The organism is bacterium, from assembly GCA_023382385.1.
GTDB lineage: Bacteria > Electryoneota > RPQS01 > RPQS01 > RPQS01 > JABWCQ01.
The window spans coordinates 594,543-620,877 of the sequence record JAHDVH010000002.1 but is presented as its reverse complement, the minus strand read 5'-3'; the positions used below and the strand labels follow the sequence as shown (position 1 = coordinate 620,877).

Annotated in this window: 22 protein-coding genes; 6 read left to right on the top strand and 16 right to left on the bottom strand. The window is 56.7% G+C overall.

The window, feature by feature from the left end; all coding sequences use genetic code 11:
• Nucleotides 1-54: 54 nt before the first annotated feature.
• Entirely contained in the window at nt 55-594 is a 540-nt protein-coding gene (locus KJZ99_06860; protein MCL4305617.1) for a TlpA family protein disulfide reductase, read from the bottom strand.
• A gap of 180 nt (nt 595-774) precedes the next feature.
• Here KJZ99_06860 and KJZ99_06855 point away from each other — a divergent pair, with 180 nt between their 5' ends.
• Both KJZ99_06855 and KJZ99_06850 read left to right on the top strand, forming a co-directional pair.
• Complete coding sequence (locus KJZ99_06855) at nt 775-1,641, top strand: homocysteine S-methyltransferase family protein (GenBank protein MCL4305616.1); 867 nt, start codon at nt 775-777, stop codon at nt 1,639-1,641.
• 76 nt (nt 1,642-1,717) lie between these two features.
• Nucleotides 1,718-2,662 (top strand): hypothetical protein, encoded by a 945-nt coding sequence (locus KJZ99_06850; GenBank protein MCL4305615.1) that lies wholly within the window; start codon nt 1,718-1,720, stop codon nt 2,660-2,662.
• A gap of 84 nt (nt 2,663-2,746) precedes the next feature.
• Here the strand turns inward: KJZ99_06850 and KJZ99_06845 are convergent, their stop codons facing one another.
• Entirely contained in the window at nt 2,747-5,833 is a 3,087-nt protein-coding gene (locus KJZ99_06845; protein MCL4305614.1) for a T9SS type A sorting domain-containing protein, read from the bottom strand.
• Between the two features lie 387 nt (nt 5,834-6,220).
• Here KJZ99_06845 and KJZ99_06840 point away from each other — a divergent pair, with 387 nt between their 5' ends.
• Both KJZ99_06840 and KJZ99_06835 read left to right on the top strand, forming a co-directional pair.
• Nucleotides 6,221-6,868, top strand: coding sequence for a metal-dependent transcriptional regulator (locus KJZ99_06840; protein MCL4305613.1), 648 nt, complete (start codon nt 6,221-6,223; stop codon nt 6,866-6,868).
• Between the two features lie 7 nt (nt 6,869-6,875).
• Nucleotides 6,876-8,771, top strand: coding sequence for an Nramp family divalent metal transporter (locus KJZ99_06835; GenBank protein MCL4305612.1), 1,896 nt, complete (start codon nt 6,876-6,878; stop codon nt 8,769-8,771).
• Between the two features lie 76 nt (nt 8,772-8,847).
• Here KJZ99_06835 and KJZ99_06830 read toward each other — a convergent pair whose 3' ends face one another.
• The 11 genes from KJZ99_06830 to bshC form a co-directional block, all read right to left on the bottom strand.
• Nucleotides 8,848-10,554 carry a T9SS type A sorting domain-containing protein gene (locus tag KJZ99_06830; protein MCL4305611.1) on the bottom strand — a complete coding sequence of 569 codons (1,707 nt, stop codon included), beginning with the start codon at nt 10,552-10,554 and terminating at the stop codon, nt 8,848-8,850.
• 118 nt (nt 10,555-10,672) lie between these two features.
• Nucleotides 10,673-12,727, bottom strand: coding sequence for a T9SS type A sorting domain-containing protein (locus KJZ99_06825; protein ID MCL4305610.1), 2,055 nt, complete (start codon nt 12,725-12,727; stop codon nt 10,673-10,675).
• Between the two features lie 877 nt (nt 12,728-13,604).
• Nucleotides 13,605-14,987: a phosphomannomutase/phosphoglucomutase gene (locus tag KJZ99_06820; protein MCL4305609.1), complete on the bottom strand. Its 1,383-nt coding sequence runs from the start codon at nt 14,985-14,987 to the stop codon at nt 13,605-13,607.
• Between the two features lie 38 nt (nt 14,988-15,025).
• Nucleotides 15,026-15,535: a GNAT family N-acetyltransferase gene (locus tag KJZ99_06815; protein ID MCL4305608.1), complete on the bottom strand. Its 510-nt coding sequence runs from the start codon at nt 15,533-15,535 to the stop codon at nt 15,026-15,028.
• Nucleotides 15,528-15,959, bottom strand: a complete 432-nt coding sequence (locus KJZ99_06810) for an OsmC family protein (protein ID MCL4305607.1) — start codon at nt 15,957-15,959, stop codon at nt 15,528-15,530. The genes KJZ99_06815 and KJZ99_06810 overlap by 8 nt, the downstream gene beginning before the upstream one ends.
• Before the next feature lie 96 nt (nt 15,960-16,055).
• Nucleotides 16,056-16,628 carry a hypothetical protein gene (locus tag KJZ99_06805; protein MCL4305606.1) on the bottom strand — a complete coding sequence of 191 codons (573 nt, stop codon included), beginning with the start codon at nt 16,626-16,628 and terminating at the stop codon, nt 16,056-16,058.
• Nucleotides 16,571-17,755, bottom strand: a complete 1,185-nt coding sequence (gene bshA / locus KJZ99_06800; GenBank protein MCL4305605.1) for an N-acetyl-alpha-D-glucosaminyl L-malate synthase BshA — start codon at nt 17,753-17,755, stop codon at nt 16,571-16,573. The genes KJZ99_06805 and bshA overlap by 58 nt, the downstream gene beginning before the upstream one ends.
• A 1-nt stretch (nt 17,756) precedes the next feature.
• A complete protein-coding gene (locus KJZ99_06795) occupies nt 17,757-18,275 on the bottom strand; it encodes an SET domain-containing protein-lysine N-methyltransferase (GenBank protein ID MCL4305604.1) in 519 nt (172 codons plus the stop codon).
• A 15-nt stretch (nt 18,276-18,290) separates the two neighbouring features.
• Nucleotides 18,291-18,779: an SET domain-containing protein-lysine N-methyltransferase gene (locus KJZ99_06790; protein ID MCL4305603.1), complete on the bottom strand. Its 489-nt coding sequence runs from the start codon at nt 18,777-18,779 to the stop codon at nt 18,291-18,293.
• The gene (bshB1, locus tag KJZ99_06785) at nt 18,770-19,489 is read right to left on the bottom strand and encodes a bacillithiol biosynthesis deacetylase BshB1 (GenBank protein ID MCL4305602.1); all 720 of its coding nucleotides are present in this window, start codon (nt 19,487-19,489) and stop codon (nt 18,770-18,772) included. Before bshB1 ends, KJZ99_06790 begins: the two co-directional genes overlap by 10 nt.
• A 3-nt stretch (nt 19,490-19,492) precedes the next feature.
• Nucleotides 19,493-21,136 (bottom strand): bacillithiol biosynthesis cysteine-adding enzyme BshC, encoded by a 1,644-nt coding sequence (bshC, locus tag KJZ99_06780; protein ID MCL4305601.1) that lies wholly within the window; start codon nt 21,134-21,136, stop codon nt 19,493-19,495.
• Between the two features lie 149 nt (nt 21,137-21,285).
• Between bshC and KJZ99_06775 the strand changes: the two genes are divergently transcribed.
• Together KJZ99_06775 and KJZ99_06770 are read left to right on the top strand one after the other, a co-directional pair.
• Complete coding sequence (locus KJZ99_06775; protein MCL4305600.1) at nt 21,286-22,857, top strand: PEGA domain-containing protein; 1,572 nt, start codon at nt 21,286-21,288, stop codon at nt 22,855-22,857.
• A gap of 3 nt (nt 22,858-22,860) precedes the next feature.
• Nucleotides 22,861-23,700: a rhomboid family intramembrane serine protease gene (locus KJZ99_06770; protein ID MCL4305599.1), complete on the top strand. Its 840-nt coding sequence runs from the start codon at nt 22,861-22,863 to the stop codon at nt 23,698-23,700.
• Nucleotides 23,701-23,972: 272 nt separating this feature from the next.
• Here the strand turns inward: KJZ99_06770 and KJZ99_06765 are convergent, their stop codons facing one another.
• From KJZ99_06765 to KJZ99_06755, 3 genes are read right to left on the bottom strand one after another with little or no spacing between them, the layout of a single operon-like run.
• Complete coding sequence (locus KJZ99_06765; GenBank protein MCL4305598.1) at nt 23,973-24,236, bottom strand: hypothetical protein; 264 nt, start codon at nt 24,234-24,236, stop codon at nt 23,973-23,975.
• Nucleotides 24,237-24,287: 51 nt separating this feature from the next.
• Nucleotides 24,288-25,490, bottom strand: a complete 1,203-nt coding sequence (gene nrfD, locus KJZ99_06760; GenBank protein MCL4305597.1) for a polysulfide reductase NrfD — start codon at nt 25,488-25,490, stop codon at nt 24,288-24,290.
• Nucleotides 25,490-26,332 carry a 4Fe-4S dicluster domain-containing protein gene (locus KJZ99_06755; GenBank protein ID MCL4305596.1) on the bottom strand — a complete coding sequence of 281 codons (843 nt, stop codon included), beginning with the start codon at nt 26,330-26,332 and terminating at the stop codon, nt 25,490-25,492. The genes nrfD and KJZ99_06755 overlap by 1 nt, the downstream gene beginning before the upstream one ends.
• Nucleotides 26,333-26,335: the final 3 nt, after the last annotated feature.

Genomic DNA, 26,335 nt, shown 5'->3' with positions numbered 1-26,335 from the left:
ATCGAACCTTAATTAGGAGAAATCTTGATATGTGTGCGGCCGTCCGCAAAAAATTTACCCCGTGAGCAGGGGCCCAATTTGTTCCAGTAGCTCGTCATACGCGCGCGCGCCCGTCCAATCACCGACCAGCACTCCGGCTCGATCCACAAGAACGGACCTCGGAATCACGGACGGCTGGCCCAATCTCTCGCGCACGCTCTCGCCAAAGACTCCGGAGATATACTCGACATGATTCTCTGCAAGGTAGGCAAGCACATCCGTGAGACCGTGAGTTGCGAGAGCGATTCCGATGATAACCAGCCCCTCGTTGTGATGCTCCGCGAACAGCCGGTTCAAATCATCCTGTTCAGCATGACAGGCCCCGCACCGCGTATCCCAGAAATTGATGAGCACCACCGAACCGAAGAACCCGGCTACATCAATCACCTTGCCGTTGACGAGCTCCAGACTGAAATCCAGAGCCGTACCCGCTCCTTCGCGCGTGTCCTCAATGTGGCAGGCAGAATTGCCCAAGAGAATTCCGGCGGCCAGAAGAAGAAAGCACCGGCGACGGATTCGCTGGCCGATACGCGCTATCCTATATATAGTCTGCATCGCTCCACCTTGCCTTTCTGAGCAGATTTCGGCAAATTCGAGCAGTTGCAATGACTTAAGATACGGAAATCTCCGGCCCAGAGCAATGAATACAGGATTTATGTGCTTTTCTCACAGGCGGAAATCTCCCCAAATTCGAGTGTGCAAGACCTGTTCCGATACGTATAAACAATAGGTTAAATGTCCCTAAGTCGTGCAAACCCTGCGGACGGCCCGCAAGCAATGCAGAAACTCGCTGCGCGGCCGATCCTGCTGGACGGTGCGCTCGGGACCGAACTTGAGGCTCGCGGCGCGGCTTGCAGGCTTCCTTTATGGACTGCCGAAACGTTGCGGGAGGCCCCGGAGCTTGTTTCGGAAGTGCATCGCGCTTATGTCCAGGCGGGCGCGCACGTTCTCACGGCCGGGACATTTCGGACATCAAGATACACGCTTTCGAAAGTCGGACTTGCCGAGCATGCCGCCGAGTTGACGAAGCAGGCTGTCGCGCTCGCGCGCGCCGCCGCTCCTGAACATGTGCCGATCGCGGGTTCGATGGCCCCGCTTGAAGATTGTTTTCATCCGGAACTCGCACCCGGCGACTTGGTGCTCCGCGCGGAACATCGGCACAACGCGCAGCTACTCGCCGAAGCGGGAGTGGATATTATTCTGGTCGAAACCCAGAATTCCATTCGCGAAGCGAAGATTGCCACACACTTCGCTCGCGCCACAGGCATTCCCGTCTGGACATCCTTTGTGATGAAGTCGGACTCGGAGCTGCTGAACGGCGATTCTTTGCGCGAAGCCGCGCGCACCGTTGTCAAGTTCGGAGCAGCCGCCGTGCTCATTAACTGCACACCGCTGCCCATCGCCGCGCAGGCCGTGATGAATCTATCAATGCACGTGCACGGCGGCATCGCCATCGGCGTCTATCCCAACGCGCTCGACCAGTCCATCACTCCGGACGAATTTGCCGACTGGGGCGTGCGCATCAAATCCATCGCGGACATTATCGGCGGCTGTTGCGGGATTGGGCCGGAGCATATCCGGGCGCTTGCAAAAAGGCTTTAGGAGTTTCCACGTCGAACTTCTTGTCGCGACGTTCAATCGGATAAGTTGTCTCACCAAATAGAGAAAGCACATCACCATGAAAACTATTGCCATGATTGTGATTGCGGCGTCGGTGTTTACACGGGCCTGTCAAGGACCGGAGAGCGGCGAACCCAAAACCGCGCCGGAAGGATTCGGCACAGCGCAGAAGAGCGATCTTGTGATCGAGGCTCAGCAAAGTTCCATGCAGGTTGAATGGGGTAAGACGGCGGACTTTGCTTTAAACGTCTCGTGGAAAGCCGGACAAAAATACGCCGTACAGGTTGCACCCGCTGCGGGCACGCCAGAGTGGCTGAATGTCTCCGTCAAGCCCGTGATTCTCGATCCGCCGGGTGTTGTGACGGTCACCGTCGCGCCCGAACTCGGTTGGGCCAAGCGCGGTAAACACAAGGTCACATTACAGGCTACGGCTTTTGGCTTGAAGAGTCCTGTCGAAACAGAAATCGAAATCGAAGTTGTGCGGCAGTCGGGAGCACTCGAAGCTTTGCAGACGCTCAACTCCTCCGTGGAGTGCCGCAACATCTGCGCGAAGGTGACAAACGGTAAGCTTGCGTTCTATGATTTGCTGAAGGAAAAGGGACAGGAATGCGATGACAAAAGCAAGCTGCCGGACAATCAGCGCATCGGGTCTCGGCAGTTTTCGGTTTCCTCGAAGGGTTATGGCTTCGGCAGAACGTGCGCGATTGCGGGCGTGTGGGAGAACACCGGCGCGCTGACTTTGGTGAATGTCGGCTTCTTTGAGCGCACCATTCCGCGCGGCGACGCGTTTATGACGATTCGCAATGCCGAGCGGGTGTGGCTCTCTCCCGACAATACGATTGCCATCGCGCAGAGCGGCTCGGCGTTCACGCCCTATGATGTTTTGACGGGCAATCAAATCGGCGAGCTCTGCCGTTCAACCGGTGATGTCACTGGTATTCGTTTTGATGCGAATCGGTTGGTCGTCTTCTCCTCGAAAGACTGCGAGTGGGAAGTGAAGTAGAAGATCGAGATTCGAAAACGCTAACAGACAAAACATACGGGGCGGCCAACTGGCCGCCCCGCTCGTGCTTTGGTGCTTGCTGTGCTACTTCAGCAGCGTCAGCTTGTGCACCGTCGAAAGTCCGGTGGTCGTTTCCAGTTTTGCAAAATAGAGTCCGCTCGGATACGCGCTTGCGTCCCACACCATCGAATACTCTCCCGCCGCCAAGGGTGCATCGAACAGCACTTCGGCGGCCTGTCCCAACACGTTAAAGACGGTCAATTTCACGCCGGCGGTTTGCGGCAGAGTAAAACTCAAGCTCGTGCTCGGATTGAACGGATTCGGATAGGCCGTGAGAAAAAGGGATTCCGGCACAAATTGAACAACGTCGCGGTCGCGCGCGCTCAAGCTCACTTCAGAAAGAACTTGCGCGTAGACATTGTTGAAAACATCTCCCACCGCACCCGCTCCGCAGCAGCGTCCGGGATTACTCGAGCGCAAATCCTTCCACAATGCGAGCGCGGACCCGTTGGCCCACGGCACAAGCACGGCTTCCTGCTGATACGTGGGAATCGCGCAAACCGGATGTCCGTCCGCCGGCCATGTGAAGCCTCCGATGCTGGCGAAGTTTCCCTGACCGTCAATGTGCGTTCCGTAAAGGTCGACTTCCTGATATTCGTCGCTGTTGCGGAAATCTTCCCAGAGTATCCACGCGCCGCCGTTGTTGTCGTGTGTCATGACCAATCGTGTCTGGTCAAGCGGATGCGAGCAGACGAGCCGCTCGACTCCGTCCCATTGCGCCACACCGTCGTCGTTGTAACGTGCAAGATATAAGTGTGTGGCGTTGTTGCGGTAATCTTCATAGCCCAGGAGAAATCCACCCGTGCCGTCTTCGGTGACGACGTGTCTGATGACTGCGGATTCCTGAGCGGAAAGTCTACGGCCCTGCTGTCCCCACAATGCGTCGCCCGCCGGACTCAAGAGCACGCCGCGCACGTCGTAAGTCGCCGCGCCGTCCGACTGCGGACGTTCGTAGGTCATGAGCACGTTGCCGCTCACCATAGCGAGTGACGGAGTGCGGTCGCGCTCGCCTGTGCCGCCGAAGATGCGGCCATTGCCGGTCCAGTTTTCTCCGAATGTGCCGTCCTGATTGACGTGGAAGATTACTGGATCCGTGTCCGTCCACGGGCCGGTGATGCCCGCCAAGTAACATCCACCCTGACCGTCGGCAATCGCGGCGTGCAGGATGGCATCATTGCCGGGCGTGCCGGGAAACTCATGATAGTCGCCGACCCAACTTGTCTGCCCCGCCGCGTTCACATGCGCAACACTGATGCGCGCGACAAACGCCTGTGTGAATCGGGAGAAGGCGACAAACACTCCGCCATTGCCGTCCGGCACGAGTCGCGTTTGACCGTAGAATCCGTTTTGCGAGCGAATCTTCGCGGGTTCGGCCCATATTTGATTTCCGCTGCCGTCAATACGATGAACATGGATTATGTGAGTGTAGGCCATCGAGTCGCCGATCCAACAGAGCAGCGCGCCGCCCTGTCCGTCCGATTCCACCGAGGGCGCAGCGTAACTCGAAAACTGACCGGGCACTTCAAGCTTGCGGCCCTGCGGTTCGAGTAACGGAGCACCGTTTCCATCAAGCAGCTGATAGTATACATCGCGGTCGAAGCGTGTTCGCGTGTCCGTCCAGATGACGGCTAATTTCTGCTCGCCGATGCGCGCGATGCGTGCGTCATTACTGTCGTATGTCCACCCGCCGCTGATAAACTCGGCTTGACCGGACAACTCGCCGGAACTGGAAAGCTCTCCGACGAACAGACTCTCCGGCTGCGCGATGAATCGTCCTGAGACAATCACCACTCGCGCCGGACCCGCAGACGGTTTGACGATATTTGCACGCAGCTTCTTGCTTTCGCGAGACCAAAGCGTGCGGCCGTTCTCTCCCCACTGCTTGACTCCGTTCAGCGAGAGTTTCTGAGTGTGGAGCCGCTGTTCCGTATAATTAAACGTCTCCACCCACGCAATCACGAGATCGTTGTTCTGCCAATACCAGTCCACAGGAGAGGAGCGCTGCGCGGCGTTGCCAAAGCTGACAGGTCCCCATTCCAACGTGCCCGAACGGCTGTAGCGATAGAAACTCAATTCGGCTTCATCCGGGTCGAACTGATAGTCCGCAAGGGCCGCGACAATTCCACCGTCGGGAGCTTCGGTCATGGCCACCACAGACTGAGTATACGGACCGGAAGCGAGCAGAACACCTTCCATCGTCCAACCCGGCAGCGGTGTGCGGTCGAGGTTGAGCAAAGTGAAGCGCGCGTCGCCGTAGAAATCCACGCCGTTGCGTTCCGTCCACGCGAGCGCGAGCGCGTTATCGAGAGCAATCAATGTGCTGCGGCCATAGTCGGCGGGTTCTACCAACGCTTCGTCGTCGGGAAAGCCAATCTCTCCGGAAGGAGAGAGCTTCTGAATGACGAGTTCCTTGGTGACGTTGGTGACGTCGCACAAGATGTATGCGTCGCTGCCCACGCACACCACGCCGAGAGTGCTGTTGTAGTTTGCGATACGGTCCACGAGTTGAATACCATCGAGCGGACCGACGCGCTGACCTTGCGGAGTGAGAACTTGGGCATATGCGGAGAGACGCGTGTCGGCACCGGTGGTCAAGCGGTCATCGGTGAACGCGATGAAGGCGTAACCCTGATCGTTGAGTGCAAGATGCGCGTCAAACTGATCTCGATAGGCCTCGATGACTGCAACACCTGTAGACGGAGACCACATTGCATTGCCGTTCGCGTCATAACGCTGGGCCAGCAGGTCGCGGAAACGTCCCGATGCGTAGTCTTCCCACACCACCAAAACGCTGCCGTTGGGATAGGCCGCGACGACGGGTGCCCGCTGCTCGCTGATGTTGCCGGAGACGAGTCGTCCGTTCTGACCCCACAGATGCTCGCCGCTCGGAGCGATGCGCGTGCCCCAGACATCGCGGGTGCCGTCGCGTAGACAATCATAATAGAAGAGTGCGACGTCTTCTCCGGCTGCGATGGCCGCGCCGTTCCAGCCTAAATGGGCGCCCTGGCGGATAGCTACGCCGTTGTCCGGCCACTGAAACTGGGCGAAAACAAGCGCGGGAAGCAGCAAGGCGAGCCAAAACGCTCTATGTAAATCGTTCTTCTGGGGCATAATCGGATCCTGCGATTGGTTGCAGTGCAAGGGATAATCTACAATTTAACGAATTTTCCAGAAATGGCGTTCCATTTCCCTCGAGAAAAGTAGATTTCTATATCCCGAATTTTCAGGATTCCGCAACGACCTCAGAACATAAAAGATTTGATAATATTGGATTTGTTCTGTGGAATACCAGATCCCGTGGAGAGGATGTTGGTGTGTGGAGGCGTGGAATACAGATTGAACGTATGGGCAATCACCAAAGTTCCCGGAGGTTTCGACTGGCTGGAAACGTCTGTTGTGTGATGAAGTTTCTGAACTTAGAGTGTGAAGCGACTTGACTTTCGGCGAAATGAATATTATATTTCGACCCAACGAAATAATAAAGTCTACGTGATGAATATGCTGTCCACAGCCGCAGAAGATTGTTTATTATTTGCTTACAGACTCTCCGAGAGAGGAGAGGAGCTATCTATTTCGGCTTTAGCCAGAGGATTAGGGCTGGGAGACTCGACCGTGACAGCCATGATTCAGAAGCTGGCCAGACAAAAACTCGTTCACCATGTTCCGAGACGGGAAGTCTCCTTAAGTGATGTGGGAGTCGAGCTTGCCCGGAAGCTGATCCGCCGACACCGGCTGATAGAAAGCTATCTGCATGACAAGCTGGGCTACTCATGGGATGAGGTCCACGACGAGGCGGAGCGGATCGAGCATGCCGTCTCCGACCGATTTGTCGAAGCCATTGACCGTGAGCTGGGCTTCCCGAAGTTCGACCCGCACGGCGACCCGATTCCCGATGCGGAAGGACTCTTTGCCACGCGGAAGCTGCGCAGGCTCTCGGAAATGGGAGTCGGCGAACACGGCAAGGTCGCGCGCATTATTGAAGGAAAACGCGACGCGCTGCTCTATCTCACCAAACTCGGACTCGAACTCGGCACGGACGTCGAGGTGACCTACGCTCCCGCGCAGGATGAAATCGTACACATCTCCGTCGAAGGCGTGCAGCGCACATTAGGCGCAACCGTCGCGGCGAATATCTTAGTGGAGTGAGTTGAAAGTGGGAAGACACACTAAGCAGCCAGCGCCGGAACTGGTCTCGCTCTCCGAAGTCCACCGCTCCGTAACGATACCTGAAAAGACGAGTATTCTGCGGCGGCTGTTCGCATTCGCGGGACCAGCCTATCTCGTCAGCGTCGGCTATATGGACCCGGGCAACTGGGCCACTGACCTTGAAGGTGGTTCGCGCTTCGGCTACGCGCTGATCTGGGTGCTGCTGATGAGCAATCTGATGGCCGTGCTGCTTCAAGCCCTGTCCGCACGGCTGGGGATCGTCACGGGCCGTGACCTTGCGCGCGCCTGCCGCGAAGGCTATTCAAAGCCGGTCGGCTTTGTGTTGTGGGTTGTCTGCGAAATTGCAATCATCGCCTGCGACTTAGCCGAAGTCATCGGCTCAGCTATCGGATTGCATCTCCTGTTCGGTATTCCGCTCTTATGGGGAGTATTGATTACCGCCGTTGATGTTTTTCTGTTGCTCTACTTTCAGCATCTCGGGATTCGCAAAGTCGAAGCGTTTATCCTGACGCTGGTTGCGACTATCGGCATCTGTTTTCTATTGGAGATGGTTCTGGCCAAACCGGATGTCGCGGGCATCGTCTCCGGCTTCGTACCGAGCATCACACACGAGAGCCTGTATGTAGCCATCGGTATTCTCGGCGCGACGGTCATGCCCCACAATCTGTATCTGCATTCCGCCCTTGTGCAAACGCGCGCGGTCGGCGGCAGCATTGCGAACGTGCGGCAGGCCTGCAAATATAATCTGATTGACTCGGTGGTTGCGCTGAACGCGGCGTTCTTCGTGAATGCGGCGATTCTCGTGCTGGCGGCGGCGGTGTTCTACGAAAACGGCATTGAAGTGACCGAAATTCAGCAGGCACACGAACTGCTCGCGCCTTTGCTTGGAGCAAAAGTCGCCAGCACCGCATTCGCGATTGCCCTACTCGCGAGCGGCCAAAGCTCCACACTCACCGGAACGCTCGCCGGACAGGTGGTTATGGAAGGATTCATCAATCTGCGCATCCGGCCATGGCTGCGCAGAATGATCACGCGTTCGCTGGCGATTATTCCCGCCGCAGTGACTATCTGGATAATGGGAGACTCGGGAAGCTATCAGCTTCTGATTCTTTCGCAGGTCGTGCTCTCGATGCAATTGCCGTTTGCGGTTGTGCCGCTGATTCAATTCACGAGCGACCGCAGGTTAATGGGCGATTTCGCGAGCAAGCTGTGGGTGAAGATACTCGCGTGGAGTGCGGCGACCGTGATTATCAGTTTGAATGTCTGGCTGGTGACCGGTGTGCTGAGAGATTGGATTGCGGCGTCGCCCGAAGGACTGCAGTGGACGCACGTGCTGGTGCTGGCGATTGCGGTGGGACTTGGTGCTTTGCTGCTGTATCTGGTGACTATGCCGCTGTTCAAGCGGATGTTGCACGTGGATGCTGTCGCACCGGCGTTTGAACTGCCGGAGCCTGAACACGCACGTTACCAGCGTATCGCTGTGGCGTTGGAAGCAACAGAGAGCGACCGTGTGCTCGTGGCACGTGCGATGGCAATGGCCAAAGACAGCGGCGCGGAACTTCTGCTCGTGCACGTCGCCGACACGATGGCGCCGCGTGTCTGGAGTGAGAAAGCAGAAGACCGTGAAGTGCTTGCCGACGAAGCGTATCTCGAACACCTGAAAGTTGAACTCGCGCAGCGCGGAATCAGTGCGAAGCCGGTGATGGGTTACGGCAATCCGCCGGACGAAATCGTGCGGCTGCTCAAGGAAGAGCAGGCGGAACTGCTCATCATCGGAACGCACGGCCACCGCGCACTGAAAGACCTCCTGCTCGGCGCGACCGCCACCCGCGTGCGGCACCGTGTGGATATTCCGGTGTTCATGGTGCGCGTAGACCCGTAGCAACATCGCACGAAGATGTTCCAAATGAAAGCGCCGCGAAACTTCGCGGCGCTTTGCACGTCTAAAGACGACAAGCCTACTTCATCAGAATCATCTTGCGCGTCAGGCTGCCTTCGGGCGCATCGAGACGATAGATATACACACCGGAGGTCAGGTCGGGACCGGCGTCAAAGTTGGCCTGATAGATGCCGGGTGTCAAGTCGTTGTCAATCAGGGTGGCGACTTCGCGGCCCGTGATGTCATAGACCGTCAAGCTCGTGTGGCCGCCGCGCGTGATGGCAAATTCAATCTGCGTGCTCGGGTTGAAGGGATTCGGATAGTTCTGCGCAAGCTGGAACAACAACGGGACGAGAACTTCTTCTCCCGTTGAAAGGCTGCGCACCACGAGGGGATACGGTGCATAGTAACAATCAGAATGCGTCGGGTCGCTCACCTGCGCGAACGGCCAGCGCACCGAGCCGGCAATCATTCCGCTCACGTTCCACACCAGCGAATCCACACCAACTTCAGGACGGTTTGACCCGCCCGGAATCAGCGGCCCGAGACATCCGTTCGCATCGGTATCCGCATAAATGGAAACCGTTGCGTCGTCATCCGGATCCTGCAGGCTCCAGCGCAGCGTGCCCTGTCCATAAGCGAACAATGTGTCGCCCGTCGGAGAGAGCGGACCCGGAGCGAGCCACTCGAAGACCGGACGAACATTAGGCTCTTGAACGGAGAACGGATAGACGGCTGTGTTGTTGTTTTCGTTCGACTCGGCAACTTCCTGACCCGGATCAATCATCAACTGCAAATTGAAGTTGCCCGCCGCAGTCATCTCAATCGGTTCGGTAAACCACGTGAAGAATTGTCCGGGCTGACCATCCACGATGACGGAATCGAGAATCGGGTTTCCATCAATGGCAAGCATGACGTGAAACGGAGGATAATACAACACGCCGCCGTCACACAATCTGAACGAATATTGAAACACCACAGAGTCTCCCACTTCGATTACCGTGGGATAGGTAAGCGAGTCCGGATTCAAGATATTGAGTGAGCCCGCGAGCATGTCGATTTGGCCGTTGTCCCAAGCGATAATGACGTCATCCAAGAACGCGCCGCGTCCGCGCTGTTGATTGCTGTTGGAGCGGAACCACCAGTAGACATAGACGTCGGTGCGGCCCAATGCGGAGACGCTGTCGCGCGTGGCGTTGTTACGATAGAGGTCTTTTAAGTCCATCGTGAAATTCCGCCAGCCCGCTTCTTCGTGCGCCAATGTGCTGTCCAGCCAGATATGCGTCGTCGCGAGTGTGAACACCGAATCCGCGCCCCAGCAAATCGTGTCGCCGATATCCATAGCGTTGCGGAAATAGAGAGCGAACTGCACGCGCGCTTCCGTGGCCGTCGACAAATTGATGGGACCGTAGGTCACGTAGGTGTTCAAATTGGCCGGATAGTCGTCGAAGTTCGGATCTTCGGTACCCGGCCCGCCGAGCACCCAGATTGCCTGTTCATCATTGCAGAACGACTGCAAGCCGAGACTGTAGAAGCGGTCCTGCAGGCCCCACGTGAGTTGCGGGAGCGCAGGCGAAATGCGCCAGCGACGCACCGGATTCGCGCCGTAGGGTTTAGCCCACGGCCAAGCCGCGCGCGTCGAGTCGAAGCACTCGATCAGCACGTTGTTCCAACACGCCTCAGCCGTCGTCTGCCGCGACTCGCGCACAAACGGCCAGCAGAGCAGCAGCGCCAAGGCCAGCGCGCCGAGTAGCGGAACGGAAAAGTGTTTGTGATGGGAATTCATGGGTCCTTTCCCCTCCAGAGAAAAGGTGAAACGCCGCCCACCGTCACATCGCGGCAGGCGGCGCTTCAGGAATTAAAGGTGAGTTGTCAAGGAAACCGTGCCAGTCATCCGGCGGGGATTACTTCATCAAGACCAGTTTGCGCGTGCTTGAGAAGCTCTGCTCGCCGTTCTCGGCCTTTAGCGTGTAGAAATAGACACCGCTTGAGAGGTCGCTGCCGTTCCACGAGACGCTGTGCAGACCCGCTTCAAACGAACGATTTGCAAGTGTCGCCACTTCGCGGCCCAGCAGGTCGAACACCTTCAGGGTCACATTGGAACGCACCGGCAGAGCGAACGGAATGGTCGTCTCGGGGTTGAACGGATTCGGATAGTTCTGCAACAGGCTGAACTCGGTCGGCATCGTCTGCGGAGTCTCAGGCGAGCTGGTCGTTCCATAGAGCAGCCAGCCGATGGCGCGCTCCATCATCGCGTTGCGGTTCTGTTCCGTCGAAATGGCCTCAAAGCCGAAAGCGAGATACAGGATGCGGTAGTTGCCGTTGTCCACAGTCAAACCCGCGCCCTGTGTCTGGCCCTGGTATTCCTGCACGTAGTTGAACATCAGCGTCGCCTGCTCGTTGCGCGTCGCGATTGCGGACTGACGGTTCTGATTATTCGCGCCCGTGCCGCTGACAATCGTGAAGTTCAAGCCGTCGCCGACCGTGCCTGCAAGCCCCGTCACGCCCGTGCCGATCGGGAAGTTGCGCAGATACTGGGCGTGCATGTAGTCGATGAAGAACTGGTCGTTGCGCATGTCGAAGCCGATGCCCTGACCGGTCAGCATTAATTTGCCGCCGTTCTCCAGATAGTCCTGAAGATTCAGCTGGTCAAGCGGCGTCAGCGTTTCCTGCCATTGATTGCCGGTGAACCAGACGAGGACGTCCACGCCTTCGAAGAGGTTCACGTCCACTTCATCAAGGCTTGCATCCCACCATCCCCACACGACATTGATGGTCTCATCCACAGCGTCCAGCGCGGCCGCGTAGTAGGTTTCGTAGGTTTCGCCGCCATCACCGTCGATCACCAGCACATCCAAACCGGCCATCAGCCGCCACGAATACGATTGAATATTCTCGTCGTTGTTATGGGATTCGATGGTTAATGAAAACTCGGTTGATCCTGCGTTGGTATTGGGATTTGCCCTGACAATCAGGAACGTGGACTCGCCACCATTCAGGCTGACGTTGATGCTCGTCGGATTCGACGCGCCGCCGTTCTCCTCGACACTGTAGACCCAACCGGTCGGCCAGTTCCCATCAAGCGTAACCGTGTAGGAATCATCCATCGTGCCGATGTTATTGAGCTGAACGAGATAGGCCTGCTCGCCGGCCGCTGGCTGAATGACTGCCTGTGCCGGATTGTCATTTGTGGTCGTGAAGGCGTAAGGTTGCAGTACATTTGTCCATGCACCTTGAAGAATTTCTCTATTCGAGTTTCTCTGAGCGAATGCTATGACCGTGAGATTTTCGACATCCCAAGACGGGTCTCGAACAAGAGTTGTGGCAAACTCAAAAGGGAAGCCAGGTGATGCATTTATCAGTGTGCCAACATTGAAATTGGGCGAGGCATCAGTAAAAATATCTGGAAAGAACGTCTCGCCGTTACTGCCGGGAGGGCTTGCATAAGTGACTTCATCCCTGATTAGGACCACGTAAAGATAGGCGCCAGTAAGCGTCTGCTCGGCTGTAATCGTGCCCGAGACTTGAATTCCAGTTGGACTTGACGTTTCTGCTATTAGATTGTCGATCGTGCACGGAGACGCTGTGGCATAACGTGAACGAACAGCATTACGAAGCGTTGTTGCGCTTTGGCCAAAATTTACGATGCCATCTGCGTAGCCCGTAGGAACAGCGTTTACTCCATAATAGTTGATGCGGGCCGTCGACTCCGGAACGTTGTACAGATGAAAGGCATCGTTGTTTGAACCCGGCCACCAACCGTGAGTCTTGATTGAAATCACTGTATCGCGCGTCATGGCGTTCAAAACGCTTCTCTCGGTTGGATTCCATGTAGCACAAGGAGGGCAATTCCACTGCGTGAAAGCATCAATGATAACGCATTGGCGCTGGGCCGCATATGCTGAAGCCACAAACAGCATGACGATGAACACTATGGCAAACACTTTAAGCGATTGCATACACGGCTCCCTTTCAGGACTTCTTTTTAGAGTAGTTTATTGACAACAGCTACATGCTGTGAAAAACAATGCAAACTCAACGTCCGCGTCACAATACTCGCAGTTGACTTCTTGACCAGCATCGTTACAGATATTGAGGCAAACACTAATCTCGTACTTCATTCCATTGTCGCAAGTAAGCAATAGTGAGCCGCTTTCGCCATCTAAACAACTGTTGAGATTCCCCGCGCTCAAAACGACGCCCCCGCCTACCTCTTTGACGGTCACACACGGAGCACACACATTGTTGAAACTATATGTCTTTAGCTGCCATAAGTACTGAGCATTGCACGGCACTTCAAGGAAGTATGTTTCACACCCAGTACAATCATCGTAGGAACATGACAAGTCTGCAAAAGTTCGGCACCAGCCTTGAGGGCATTGAGCACATTGGCCAAAACAAACAGCATCCATCATCAACAGAGCTGAAGCTACAAACGAAGTTCTCAAGCGAATCATGGCTCCTCCGTTACCGACGGTTGCGGTTTATTCCCCGGAAATTCCAACTGATTTGTTCTAATATAGCTGTTTCGATAGGCAATTCAAGAGCCTCTCTTGCTTTAGCAAACAATGGTCCGGCCAGCCAGCATGGCGCAGAGGGTGGGGAATTGCCGCGACAGGAGCCGCCCAACTTATTGATAAACAAGGAATAGAAAAAAAAGGAATGAAGATGATTGAGATGGCTGAGCGGTGCGGTCATCGTGCATGATGAAAAAAGAGAGGCACAAGATGCAAGCTGTGCACTCTCTGCCACGCTGAAAAACGGGCGGTTCGGCACTGATACGGCGGGGGGGTCAACCTGAATCGTCTGTCATCCCTGGAAGGATGACAGATCAACTTAAAGGCCGCTACTCTGGCTCGGGTCGAAGGTGAAGCCCGCAGCTTTCAGCACGCGCGAAACATCCTCCTGAATCGCGTCGAGTGAAGCCTGTGACGTCGCTTCGATGCGCAGCACCAGCGTGGGTTGTGTGTTGGAGGCGCGCACGAGTGCCCAGCCGCCCTCGAACTTCACACGCACACCGTCGAGATCTATCGTCTCCAGTCCGCGCGCCTTGAAGCTGCTCTTGACCTTGTCCACCACACCGAACTTCACATCGTCCGGACAGTCCACGCGAATCTCCGGCGTGCTGTAGGTTTTGGGCAGGTCGGAGAGTTCCTGCGCGAGCGAATGCGGCAGACGCGAGACGATTTCCAACAGGCGGCCAGCCGAATAGATTCCGTCGTCAAAACCGAAAAATCTATCCGCAAAGAAGAAGTGGCCGCTCATCTCGCCCGCCAGCGAGGCCTTCTCCGCCCACAGTTTGCTCTTGATCAGCGCGTGTCCGGTCTTCCACATGATGGGAACGCCGCCGCGCTTGGCGACATCCGCAAACAGATTCTCGCTGCACTTCACGTCTGCGATAATCTTCGCGCCGGGCAAGCTCTTCAAGATCGAACGCGCGAAAAGCGTCATCAGCACGTCGCCCCACAGCACGTGTCCCGCGCCGTCAATCGCGCCCAGCCGGTCCGCATCGCCGTCGAAGCCGACGCCGAGTTCGAGCGAGTTGTCCGCGACGAGCTTCTTCAGCGTGACAAGATTCTTCTCGACCGTCGGATCGGGATGATGATTGGGAAATCGGCCGTCTACGTCACTGTAAATGTCAAAGACTTCGGCGCCGATTTCGCGGAAGATCTGCGGCGCGCACATTCCGCCGACACCGTTGCCGCTGTCCACGCCGACACGCACCTTGCGGTCGAGCTTCAGGTTCGCCGTCAACCACGCAATATACTCAGGCAGGATTGTGTAGCTTGAACTTTTGCCCGTGCCCTGTTCGTAGTCCTTGCGCTCGCAGAGGCCGCGAATCTCCTGAATCATTTCGCCGTGAATAGAGGTCTTGCCGTGAGCCATTTTGATGCCGTTGAACTCGGGCGGATTGTGCGAGCCGGTGATCATGATTCCGCCGTCCGTCTGCAAGGTCGCGGCGGAGAAATAGAGCACCGGAGTCGGCACCTGACCGACTTCAATCAGCTCCAGTCCGGTGGTGAGCAGACCGGATTTCAAATCGTTGGCGATGCGTTCGCTGGTCAGTCGGCCATCGCGACCCAGCGTAAACTTTTTTGCACCCTTGCGGCGAATGAACGTGCCGATTCCGCGACCAAGTTCATAGACCGTGTCGGGAGTCAGATCGGTTTCAACGACGCCGCGAATATCATATTCACGGAAAATGTGGGGATTGAGCATGTGGGGAAAGTTATGAGAAGGTGAGTGATTGCTTCAATTCATCTATGTAGCCAGACGTCGTGAGGGAGGTCATACCAGATGACGCGTTTTTCGATTTCCGCGCCGAGACGCCGCGCGACGTTTTGCGAGGGGATGTTTTCCGGATTAATCAGCGAAATCACGCGCGGAGCGCTGCGCTCGCTGTGCGCGAAATTAATACAAGCTCGCGCGGCTTCGGTGGCGTAGCCCTTGTGCCAATGCCTGCGCACAAGCAGATAGCCGACCTCGGTTTCGGGGACGCCTTCGACCATTTGAATCAGCACGCCGCACTGCCCAAGAAACTCGCCGGTTTCCAGCGATTCGAGCGCATAGAATGAACAGCCGTCACGCTCGTAACGTGCCAGCCCGCGTTCAATCCAGCCCTGAGTTTCCGCGCGATCCAGCGGATGCGGATAGTGGCGCATCACTTCGGGGTCGCCGAGCAGTTCGCACATCACGTCGAGATAGTCGAACGTCAACGGACGAAAGCGAATGCGAGCAGTGGGAGAAGGCAGCTGCAGATCAGGCAAGCGAGGCGTCGAGCGAAATTTCGGCGGAGCCCATCAGCAGGCGAGAGATCGGACAGCCGGCTTTGGTTTCGACGGCAATTTCGTGGAAGGTCGCCGCGTCCATACCCGGCACTTTGGCCTTACAGACGATGTGCGACTTGGTGACGGTCGGCTTGCCGTCCACGAAGTCGAGCGTGATGTGCGCGACGGCTTCGATATGTTCGGCGGGATGCCCCGCCTTTTCCAATCCGCCGGACAATGCCATGGCGAAACAGCCAGCGTGCGCCGCGCCGACAAGTTCTTCGGGATTGGTGCCTTTGCCGTCTTCAAACCGGTCGTGAAACGAATAATTCAATTGCTTGAGCGCGCCGGATTCGGTCGTGAGATTACCTTTGCCGGTCTTGAGCGTACCGCTCCAAATTGCAGTGGCTTTACGAATCGCCATGAGAATACCCTTAAGAGTTAAGATGGATGAGCGGGGCGCGTGCCGTCACGCGCCGCCGCAACAGGAAAACGATAAGATCGAAAAATATTGAAGGAATTATTGTGCGCGGATTTCGGAAAGCGCGCGCAGCGTTTCCGGATCGCCGGGCAGTCCAAGCAGGGCCGTTTCGAGCGCTTCGATCGCCTCGCGTTTGCGATCCATGTAGGCCAAAGTGTAGCCCAACGCGCGGTGGCCAATGGCGCACTCCGGATAGAGATTCAGGCAGCGGCGCAAACTCTGCTCGCTGTCCGGGAAGCGATACATGAAGCGATAGACCACGCCTTCGTGATAGTGAGCGGCAGGGTCTTTGTCGTCCATCACGAGCACCGTGCCGAGCCGCAACAGCGCGTCTTCATACATGTGCGCGGCGATCATCTGCTTGGCCTCGTTGTAGAGGTCCCACTTGAGCAGGAACGTGCGATAGGCCGCGGCGTGTTCGTAATCGGGGCGATGTTCGAGCACCCAGCGCATGGCCTCGCGGCCCTCGCTCAAATCATATCCGTTGTTGAGAATCGCCTCCACCTCATCCTCCGTCCGGGCCGGCAGCTCCGTCGGAAGATGAAAAAACTTCGTCAGGTGACTGCGGACTTGGACGACAAAGAAGGCGTGGCGGCCGTTCGTTTCAGACATTTGGCCTCCGTCTTTTCCAAGGTATCCAAGTATAACTTCTCATATTGCGGAATAATCTTGTCAATGTGAAAAACTTCCATTGCGCGTCTACGGCCGGCCTCGGCCATCGCACGGCGCAAGTCCGTGTCTTTCACCAACTGCAAAATGCTTGCCGCCAGGCCGTCCAGGTCATCCACAGGCAGCAGATAGCCCGTCTCGTTGTGCACCACAACTTCCGGCAAACCACCCACATCATAGCCCACGACCGGCATTTCGCAGCTCATGGCTTCGAGTGCTGACAGCCCGAAACTTTCCTTGTTCGAGGGCAGGAAATATATATCGCTGACACTCAACAGGTCAATCAGGCCCGTCTGCTTGCCGAGAAAGCGGACATCACCCTGCAAACCCAATTCGCGCACCTGAAGTTCCGCGTTGCTGCGCGCGGGGCCGTCGCCCACCAGCACAAGCTTGGCCTTGACCTGTTCACGAACTTTCGCAAACACCGAGACAATATCGGGAATTCGCTTAACAGGCCGGAAATTTGAAATGTGCAGAATGATTGGCTCGTCCGCCGCTGCCAGCCATTCACGGCGCTGCACGCAGGTATCGCGCTTATAGAGGTCCGTGTCAATAAAATTGTAGATGACCTGCAGCGGCCCGTTGTAGCCGATGTTCTCGCGCGTTTCCCGTGACAAATCGTGCGACACGGCGGTCACCGCATCCGATTGTTCAAGAGTGAATTTGACGACCGGAGCATAGGCCGGATGCGCACCGACCAACGTAATGTCCGTGCCGTGCAAGGTGGTGATGACAGGCGGCAGCCCGCCGTTCATCTCGCGCGCCAGATAGGCCGCCGTCGCGTGCGGAATCGCATAATGCGCGTGCAGCACATCCAGCTTATACATCTTGAAAGCGTCAAAGAGCGTCGAAGACAGCGTCAACGTGTAGGGCGTATTCTCGAACAAGTCGTAGCCCACGACCGGCACTTCGTGAAAATAGGTGTTCTGCTGAAAAGCAGGCAGACGGAACGGCCGCGCCGTCGAGAAGAAGTGCACTTCGTGCCCGCGCATCGCCAGCGCGCAGCCCAGCTCCGTCGCGACAATGCCCGACCCGCCGTAGGTCGGATAGAGGATGATGCCGATTCTCATATCAGGTGCGTTTCGCGCGCTTGCCTTTCGCAGCTTTTCTTGCGGCGGGTTTTGGTCTGAGTTTCTTCGGCTTGATGAGCATGTTGCCCGAGCAGTTCGGTGCGCCGCAGCGGCAGGCATATTTCTCCCGCCAGTCGTCGTGCTCTTCCCCGCTGCCGGTCAAGCCGTAGTTGTAAGTCAGCTCTTCGCCGGGCTGAATCGCGCGAATCGCTTCGATGAAGACGCGGCCGCGATCCTCCACCGCTTCGCAATTGGGATTGCAGGAGTGATTGATGAAGCGGGCGTCGTTCCCGCCCACCGCGGCGTCAATTGCCACCGCGCCGTCGCAGATTTGAAAGAGGAACGTGTGATGGCGTTTCATTTTGGAATCGTCATAGCGGCGGTCGGCTTCGTCCTCCGGAATCAATTGGCCGGTATACTCGATAATGCGAGTGCCTTTGCGGATGGCCTTGACGGCAAACGCACCTTTGCCTTGAATGACTGAATCACGGACGATGAAGTAAGAAGAATCTGAGGGCATGGGAAGATAGAAGAGTTAAGCGTGCTGTTTGTTGCGGAACTTCACGGGAATCTTGCGGTCCAGCATAATCCTGCGGCACTTGCGTGCGCCGCAGTGACAGGCGTAATCGGTCAGCCAGCTTTTCTGAAACGGGCCGGACAGATAGAGGTGGTAGTCATAGAGAATTTCTTCGCCTTTGCGGATTTTGCGCAGCGCGCGAATGTAGATGCGGCCGTCTTCTTCAATGGTGTCGCTATTCGGCGCGCACGAATGATTGGCAAACTGCGCGGCGTTTCCGCGCCGGCTCGCGTCAATCAGCCAACCGTTGTCGAGCGTAAAGATGACCGTGTGATGCGCGTCGGGCTTATTCTCGTCCACGTCGGGCAAATCGTCGGGCGGCATGCGCGTGCCCTTGTATTCGATGATCTTCGTGCCCTTGGGAATGTCCTTGCGTGCGAACAGGCCGCGGCCGTGCAATTTGCTTTGTTTGACGAACCAGTATTCGCCGCGCGTGGCTATGGGCATAAGAGCATCGGGTTGTCCACTTTCACAGGCTCGCGCATATAGAATACCTCCGCATATTTGACGCCGATCTGGTCGCCGAAGTAGCGCGCGCGGATTTCCAACCGTTCGAAGAAGGCGGGCTGCGAAAGAATCGTCATCGGGTCTTTACTCTGGGGGTCGAAGAATTGCGACTTGTGTGCCTTCGCCGCGCGGATCTTGTGTTCATAAAAATCGGTGACATCCACAAACACGTTGGGTTCCATGACCCAAGACGACGGCCAGTAGAGCAGCCGCGCGGGATTGTGCGGCTCAAAGCGCGCGGGAAAATTGGCCGCGCCGGCGACGAACATCGAATGCTTGACAAGTTCGCTTGTGCCTTCGTGGTCCGGATGTTTGTCGCGGCCCCAATGCGTGAAGACGAGTTTGGGCTTGTGCCGCCGGATGCACTCCACGACTTTCACGCGGCGTTCGTGCGTGTCCTGAATCTGCAAATCGCCGACGTCAAGCACTTCGCGGAATTCGAAGCCGAGAATCTGCAGGGCTTCCTGCGCTTCTTTGGCGCGAATGTCGGCGTTACCGCGTGAGCCGCGTTCGCCGCGGGTCATGTCCACAATGCCGATTTTGTAGCCCAGCGATTTCATCCGCAGGAGTGTTCCCGCGCAGGATAGTTCGATGTCGTCCGGATGCGCGCCGATTGCGAGCACGTCCACGTGTTGGGTGTTTTCGCTCATGCCTTAGTCTGTGATTACGATGTGATGTGCCGCACCGTCGGCGGGCAGTGAATCAAGAATGTCGATAAACTCCGTGACTCCATAGTGGAGAAGCGCCCACGCCGTGCCGACCGCGCGCTCCATCGGTTTGCCGTTCGGCCGGATGGCGAACAGAACTTTCTGCAGTCGGGCCAATTCGACCGCGTGCTGCTGCTTGACGGCTTTGGTGGCCTTGCCTTCCAACTGTTCAAGCGGATGCAAGGCCTTGCCGGCGGCAGAGGTCGCCGCGCCCTCCAATGTCGGGTCCAGCACACGCAAGGTGTGCTTCAGAACTTCAAAGGCCTGCTCAATCCGTGCGCGGGCTTCGGCAAACAGAGTCGCAGTTTCATGCTCGTCTGCTTCGCGCAAAAGTTGTTTGGTGAGTTCGTGTTCGGCCGAGAGGAACAGTTCTTCCCACGAGAGGGCCATCTTTTCGCGCAGTCGCTCGCACTTGTGGTCCACGAATGTCGCCGACATGCGCGGAAACAGACTTGGAGCAGTGACGTTCAAGAGTTCATAGAACGGTTGAAGCTGCGCGTGGTATTCGAGTTCACCCGGACCTGCCACGTAGGCAATGGTGGGCAGCACATAATCCTGATAGAGCGGCCGCAGACCGGCCTTCGGGCTGACCGTCCATTCGCCCGAGCGGAGTTTGGCCGACAGCTCGTGCGGAGTAACGCGTGAGGTTGTGCCGTCGAGGTGTTTGACCGTGCCATCCAACTGCAACGGATGGCGAATAAAGTCCTGACCGACGACGTAGAAGAAGTGCGCGTCGGGAGTCGGGCTCATGGGGCTGTTGAATCCGCGCGCGCGAACTTCGGCAGAGCGACTTTGAAAAGCGTCACTCAGAACGGAGCCGCTTTCAATCACCTGCTCCCAGAGTGGCTGTGCGAGTTGCTTCAGTCCGGCGTGTCGACCTTCGCAGATGAGCAGGCCGCGCGAACCGAGTGTGGCGGCAAGCAATCTGCCCATTGCGGTGGACAGGTCTGTGTCGCTGTAGCTGTGTTCGAGCGCTTCGGCGGCTTCGCCGGAGACATTCTGCAACTGTGCAACCAGTTCGTGTACCTGTGCTGCGGCGTGTTCGCCGAGTGGATAGCGACCGACTTCCTGATATGGAATTTCGCGAGCGGGTGTGAACTCAATCGAGCCGAGAGTGCCGTCGGGCTGCGGGAACCAGCTTGTGCGAATCTCAGCCAAATCGTGGTCTTCGCCTTCGAGCCAGAAGAGCGGCAGCACGGGCAGCTTCAGAGAGGCCTCAAGTGCGCGCGCCAATCGCACGGTATGGTAAGCTTTCACAAAGGTAAACAGCGGACCGCCGAGGAAACCGACTTGCTGTCCGGTGGCTACGATCACCGCTTTGCCTTGCTCTAATAATGAGAGGCGTCCCAGCGTTTCGTCGGGAAGGCCGTAAAGGCGCACCTCTTCTCTGAGAATCGAGGCCAACTCGGAAAAGAACGGAAACTCTTTCAGGCGTGTGTGCGCGGCCTCGCGGCAGGCTTCGGGATTGGCCGGAGAACAGGCGTAGAGCCACTCGGAATCGGGGTGTTCTGAGACAACCGCGCGCCATGCCGGAGAGAATCCGGGCAGATTATCGTAGGCGAGAGCAACCCGCTGCAGGGTGCGAGGCATGGCCAATTCCATCAGAATCCTGTCGTGTAAGCAATTGCAAAATATACCGATTCACACACGGTTTGTCAAACAATGTAACGGTTTGTGGGAGAATTCGTTCCGCGCCGGTCCATTGCTTTTCTCTAAGATAAGCCTATATTTACTGGTTTATGCGACTTATCCTCATACTCTTGGTCCTGTGGGTAGTTGGGTTGGGCGGCTATTTGCTGATTGACCGCTATGGACCCGGCTCGGTGGGAACGGTGACGGTCAGCAGTGATCCGCCGGGAGCGGAAATCTGGATGAACCTTGTGTCTCTGGGCCGCACGACGCCCGCCGAACTTAGTGATATTCCAGCAGGCAAGCACTCTTTCACTGTGCGTCTGCCGGGTCATCGCGCGCAGCCGTTTGTGCAGGTGGTCGAAGTGGGACGCGGCACGACGGAAGCGCTGTATTTTATGCTGGAAGCGGACAGCGGCAACGGCTCCCGCTATTCAGAGCAGATTGGAAGCAAGACACCGCCCTCATTGGTGCCGCCGCGACAGGAAGGAATCAGCGAACGAGTCAAGAAAGAGCAGCCCTGGGAGGTGCCGCGCATCGCTCCGCGTTCGGTGGAAGAGACGAGTATTTCCGCGCCTCCCGCCGTGAGCCGCGATACCGCGAGAACGACGCAGATAGAAGAATCTCCGTTGCCCACTCCGGTTCGTGAATCGCTGCCGCAGCGGGAGACTTCGCCACTGATGCGCGATGAATCGGCGCGGTCGGGCTATAACGAAGCGACGGGAAGTGTCGAGATCTCGAGTTCGCTACCGGGCGCCACGATTATTCTGAACGACAAACGGCTTGAACAGCGCACGCCGACCGTAGTGACTTTGCCGCTCGGAACTCACACTGTGCGAGTGGAGCTTGACGGCTATACGTCGCAGCCGGAACAGCATGTCGTGAGACTGTCGCGAGCGGCGGGAGCGCAGTTGGTGTTTTTCACGCTGACCGAAAAGCAGCGTTCGCGCAAAGAGTTGACCGTGACGACCGAGCCGGTGCAGGGACCGATATTTGTAGACGGAGACTCGGTGGGGTTTGGGTTGGCGGTCGTGCCGCACGATTTCGGGGTGTATGTGGTCTCGTTCGGAAAGGTTGACGGCTATCATACACCCGAACCGATTCGGATGTCTATTACGCCGGCAAATCCCAATCCGACCGCGACCGCGAAGTATACGCGCAAGTTTGAGGTCAGCGCCGAATGCCGGAGCGACGGAAGCGTAAAGACGATGGGGAATATCCGGTGGGAAACGGGCATCTACGAGCGCAATAAGGGCGCAAGAGTTTCGGAGACGCACGGGCCGAAGATAGAGAAGATACCCGGGACGGATATGCAGGGGTGGGAGCTGGCGATGGGAGACGCGAACCGCAATCCGACGGGCGCGGACTACATCGAGTTTATTTTTGAGTTACCCGAAGACGTGTCGCCGTCCTCGCTCTTGAATCTGCGGCTTTACATCTACCGCACGAATCGCAAGTATCCGCTCTCGCTTTCATCGCGCTGTGAAGTGACGGTGACAGTGAACGGGAGATTGTTCCTCGACAATTTCCGGCCGCGGCATGACCAAACGACGGCAGGTCGCGGGAGTTATGAAGAGTGGTCGCTTCAACATACCTTGATTCAAGGCGAAAACCGGATTATGATCAGAACAGGAGAGAAGAATCAGATCTTCAATTACCTTTGGAAGTTCGAGGTGCAGTAGGACGTGATATCCCGATTCAAGTTACTGTTTCGCGAGCCGCCGCTGCGGTTTATCAATCCCGAGATGACGTGGACGGAGGTCGTCAAGTTTCTCATATTGACGAATCTGACGATATTTGCCGCGCAGGAGATTCTCGGGCTAAACAGATTTTTCATTTCGAACTTCGCGCTGATCCCTGTAGACTTTTTCGGCGGTCGCTTCTGGACGCTGTTCACCTACATGTTTCTGCACGGCGGGTTCAGCCACATTTTGTTCAACATGCTGGCGTTGTGGATGTTCGGCTCGATGCTCGAGCGCGTATTGGGAAGCCGCGAATTTCTGAAGTATTACTTACTGACGGGATTGGGCGGCGGATTGTGCTACGCGCTGTTCAACATGGGTTCGGGTGTGCCGACGGTGGGAGCATCGGGCGCGATTTACGGTTTGTTGCTGGCCTATGCGGTGCTGTTTCCGGATAACATTATATACATCTGGTTTGTGATTCCGATTAAGGCGCGCTACTTCGCGATTATTTTCGGAATTATCGAGTTTCTGGCGAGTTTCAACCCGGGTTCAGGCGTGGCGCATCTGGCGCACCTGGGCGGCATGGTGATGGGGTATATTTACTTGAAGTGGGGGAAGCTGCGTTACAGCGCGCCGGGTCAGCGAATGCGGGAGTGGAAGCGCAAGCTCGAAGAGTCGGCCCGTGAACGGGAGGAAGCGGAGATAGAAGAGGTGCGGCGTGAAGTGGACGAGCTACTCGACAAGATTAACCGAGTGGGGATGGACGGGTTGAGCAAGGACGAGCAGCGCAGGCTGGAGAAGGCAAGTCAATTCCTGAGGGACAAGGGCTTGAAGCCGTAGCGGAGGGTTGCGGGATGGGATATGAGGGACGGCTGCGGCTGTCCCTTTTTTATGGCCAGCATCCTAGTTTGATGGCGTTAATATAATACAATATTTACGAAAAGTCAAGCGGTTTTTGTAAAAATGTTGTAAACATTTGGGCAAATTGAGGTTAAGGAAAGAGAAGGCAGATGCCCCAGCCGGAGGCCGTGAGGCAGCGAGGAAAGGCGTGAATTGAAGGCATGGCGGGATCCTTCACTTCTTTCAGGAGACGAGGTGAAGAATGGCCAACTCTACTCTTCCGGCGCGCGCTCCCCGTCCATGCGGCGAATCATGTTGTGCATCGCGGTCATGAGCATCGAGAAGCTGACATGATAAAGCCCAAGCAGAATGCTCATCGCAACGATAAACACTCCCGCGAGCCGCAACAGCGACTCGCTGGTCGCGGCGATAAACAATCCCGCGATAGTTCCGAACACGACGACGACATAGCCGACGGATTGCAGAATCTGCGACATGCGATCGTAGCTGCGCCACGAAAATACCGGCTGCTCCATGCGAACCTCCTTATGGAAAATTCTCGAATACTCCGCGCAGGGCAAGAGTTGTCAGTGGGCGCGGTCGGTTACAGGATGCTCCTGCCACGGGGGCAGGAATTTAATCAGGAAGATGAGAATGAGAACGGGCAGAATCGCCTGCGAGAGAGCCATCAGGCCGCCCTCCCAGCCAATCAATTCAACCTTGTAGGTCGTGAAGCCGCGCAGACTCTTGGAGAAGAGCTGCCCGCCGATGACCACATTCCAGCGCATGAAGAAAATTCCTATCAACGTAAGCACCGAACTTAGCCAGTAGATGCGGACGCGAGCAGGTGCCGAAACTTTACCGAACTGAATCCAGCCAAGCAAGGCCAGCGGGACGAACGTTCCGAGTATGAGCTGCATGACCACGTGTGTCGCGAACAAGTGTCCGTGCACGAGCGCGTAGATGATATCGAAGGATTCTTCGGCGGTGTAGGTTCGCTGAATCACATCAAGGCCTTCGAGGGCGAAGTCGATGATGAAGATGTAAAGGAGATAGCGGCCCAGCGTGTCGAGACACTCCATATTCTGCGGCACGCGGCGAATCTTGTTGGAGATGAGATAGATCAGCAGCACGAGCGCAATGCCGGAGACGATGGCGGAAAAGAGGAAGATGACGGGCATCAGCACGCTCGACCACCACGGATTGGCTTTGATGGAGCCGAAGATGAAACCGACGTAGCCGTGAAGCAGAAAGGCCGAAGGAATACCAATCATGGTGATGGTCTTGACGGCGGCTTCGTCGAAGCGGATGGCTTTTTCGGAAACGTCGGTGACGCCGAGCGTGAGCACTTTGTAGAAGAAGCGTTTGAAGCCGGTGGTCTGCTGCGACCAGATGACAAAGTCACGCCGGTAGTCGAACCAGATTTCGAGCAGGAGCACGACCATCAGATACCACATATAGACGAAGCCGAACATGGCCATCGCAGAGGTGAGATGGGGCGTGACGAGAATTTCCCAGAATCGCCAGGGTTTGGACAGGTGCGAGAGCAGCGGGAGCGGAGCGATAATCAGAAAGGCCAGCGCAGTGAGCAGCGCGAGACGATAGGTGGGCCGCACGGCGCGCACATTGAAGACGCGCTCGAGCGAGGCCAGAATGAAGGCACCTGCGACGAGTCCGGTCAGATAGGGATAGAGGACAATCAGAACGCTCCAGTGCGCCTCGACCTCATTGGGATAGATGAAGCCGACGACACGCTCCAGCGCTTCATAGAGATGACTGACATGTTCCATCAGCGCACCTCCTTGTCGATACCGGAGTAGAAGACTTTCGGATAGGTATTCAGATGCGGTTTCAGCACGTGAATCTTGTGTTCGCGAAGAAACTGATTGAGCGGGCCGTCCTGGTCTTTGAGGTCGCCGAAGAGCCGCGCGCCGGTGGGACAGTTTTCGACACAGGCGGGCTGCTGACCGTTATGGATGCGATGATAGCAGAGCGTGCATTTGTCGGCGACTCCCGTGATGGGATTCAAGAAGCGAGTGCCATAGGGACAGGCCTGAATACAGTAGCGGCAGCCGATGCAATAGTCGGGGTCCACGAGCACGGCGCCGTCGGGAGTTTCGAACGTTGCGCCTACAGGACAGACCTGCACGCAGGGCGAATGCTCGCAGGCGTTGCAAAGCTTGGGAACGAAGAAAGCCTTGTCGAGCCGTTCCGCGCGTTCGGTTTCCGGCGGGAAGCCGTCATATCCGCCGTTCGGAGAGTCGACCACCGTTTCATCACCGAACTGCTGATAGCGTTCAATCCACGTGCGGAAGTAGAAGGGTTCCTTGGGCACGCCGTTTTCTTCCTTGCAGGCGACGACGCAATGTCCGCAGCCGATGCACTTCTCGACATCAATGGCCATGCCCCACTTGTGTTTGCTCCAGTCTCTTTCGGCGGGAGTATTTTCCGTTTTGGCCGCTTCGGCGACGGAGAGTTTCTCGGCGACGGGCGCAATCGCGATGGCGACGCACGCGGTGCCCAGTGTTTTTAGAAAATCACGGCGGGTGGTGCTGGCCATCTCCTGCGCAGTCTGCGCGAGGTCGGTGGATTCGGGTGAGGTTCTGCTGAGCTTGTAGAGTCTGTCGTTCATGTT

What these genes read in the sequence shown, in the direction of transcription:
- KJZ99_06860 (MCL4305617.1), bottom strand. Translation starts at nt 594, where the DNA reads ATGCAGACTATATATAGGATAGCGCGTATCGGCCAGCGAATCCGTCGC.
- KJZ99_06855 (MCL4305616.1), top strand. Translation starts at nt 775, where the DNA reads ATGTCCCTAAGTCGTGCAAACCCTGCGGACGGCCCGCAAGCAATGCAG.
- KJZ99_06850 (MCL4305615.1), top strand. Translation starts at nt 1,718, where the DNA reads ATGAAAACTATTGCCATGATTGTGATTGCGGCGTCGGTGTTTACACGG.
- KJZ99_06845 (MCL4305614.1), bottom strand. Translation starts at nt 5,833, where the DNA reads ATGCCCCAGAAGAACGATTTACATAGAGCGTTTTGGCTCGCCTTGCTG.
- KJZ99_06840 (MCL4305613.1), top strand. Translation starts at nt 6,221, where the DNA reads ATGCTGTCCACAGCCGCAGAAGATTGTTTATTATTTGCTTACAGACTC.
- KJZ99_06830 (MCL4305611.1), bottom strand. Translation starts at nt 10,554, where the DNA reads ATGAATTCCCATCACAAACACTTTTCCGTTCCGCTACTCGGCGCGCTG.
- KJZ99_06825 (MCL4305610.1), bottom strand. Translation starts at nt 12,727, where the DNA reads ATGCAATCGCTTAAAGTGTTTGCCATAGTGTTCATCGTCATGCTGTTT.
- KJZ99_06820 (MCL4305609.1), bottom strand. Translation starts at nt 14,987, where the DNA reads ATGCTCAATCCCCACATTTTCCGTGAATATGATATTCGCGGCGTCGTT.
- KJZ99_06810 (MCL4305607.1), bottom strand. Translation starts at nt 15,959, where the DNA reads ATGGCGATTCGTAAAGCCACTGCAATTTGGAGCGGTACGCTCAAGACC.
- KJZ99_06805 (MCL4305606.1), bottom strand. Translation starts at nt 16,628, where the DNA reads ATGTCTGAAACGAACGGCCGCCACGCCTTCTTTGTCGTCCAAGTCCGC.
- bshA (MCL4305605.1), bottom strand. Translation starts at nt 17,755, where the DNA reads ATGAGAATCGGCATCATCCTCTATCCGACCTACGGCGGGTCGGGCATT.
- KJZ99_06795 (MCL4305604.1), bottom strand. Translation starts at nt 18,275, where the DNA reads ATGCCCTCAGATTCTTCTTACTTCATCGTCCGTGATTCAGTCATTCAA.
- KJZ99_06790 (MCL4305603.1), bottom strand. Translation starts at nt 18,779, where the DNA reads ATGCCCATAGCCACGCGCGGCGAATACTGGTTCGTCAAACAAAGCAAA.
- bshB1 (MCL4305602.1), bottom strand. Translation starts at nt 19,489, where the DNA reads ATGAGCGAAAACACCCAACACGTGGACGTGCTCGCAATCGGCGCGCAT.
- bshC (MCL4305601.1), bottom strand. Translation starts at nt 21,136, where the DNA reads ATGCCTCGCACCCTGCAGCGGGTTGCTCTCGCCTACGATAATCTGCCC.
- KJZ99_06775 (MCL4305600.1), top strand. Translation starts at nt 21,286, where the DNA reads ATGCGACTTATCCTCATACTCTTGGTCCTGTGGGTAGTTGGGTTGGGC.
- KJZ99_06765 (MCL4305598.1), bottom strand. Translation starts at nt 24,236, where the DNA reads ATGGAGCAGCCGGTATTTTCGTGGCGCAGCTACGATCGCATGTCGCAG.
- nrfD (MCL4305597.1), bottom strand. Translation starts at nt 25,490, where the DNA reads ATGGAACATGTCAGTCATCTCTATGAAGCGCTGGAGCGTGTCGTCGGC.
- KJZ99_06755 (MCL4305596.1), bottom strand. Translation starts at nt 26,332, where the DNA reads ATGAACGACAGACTCTACAAGCTCAGCAGAACCTCACCCGAATCCACC.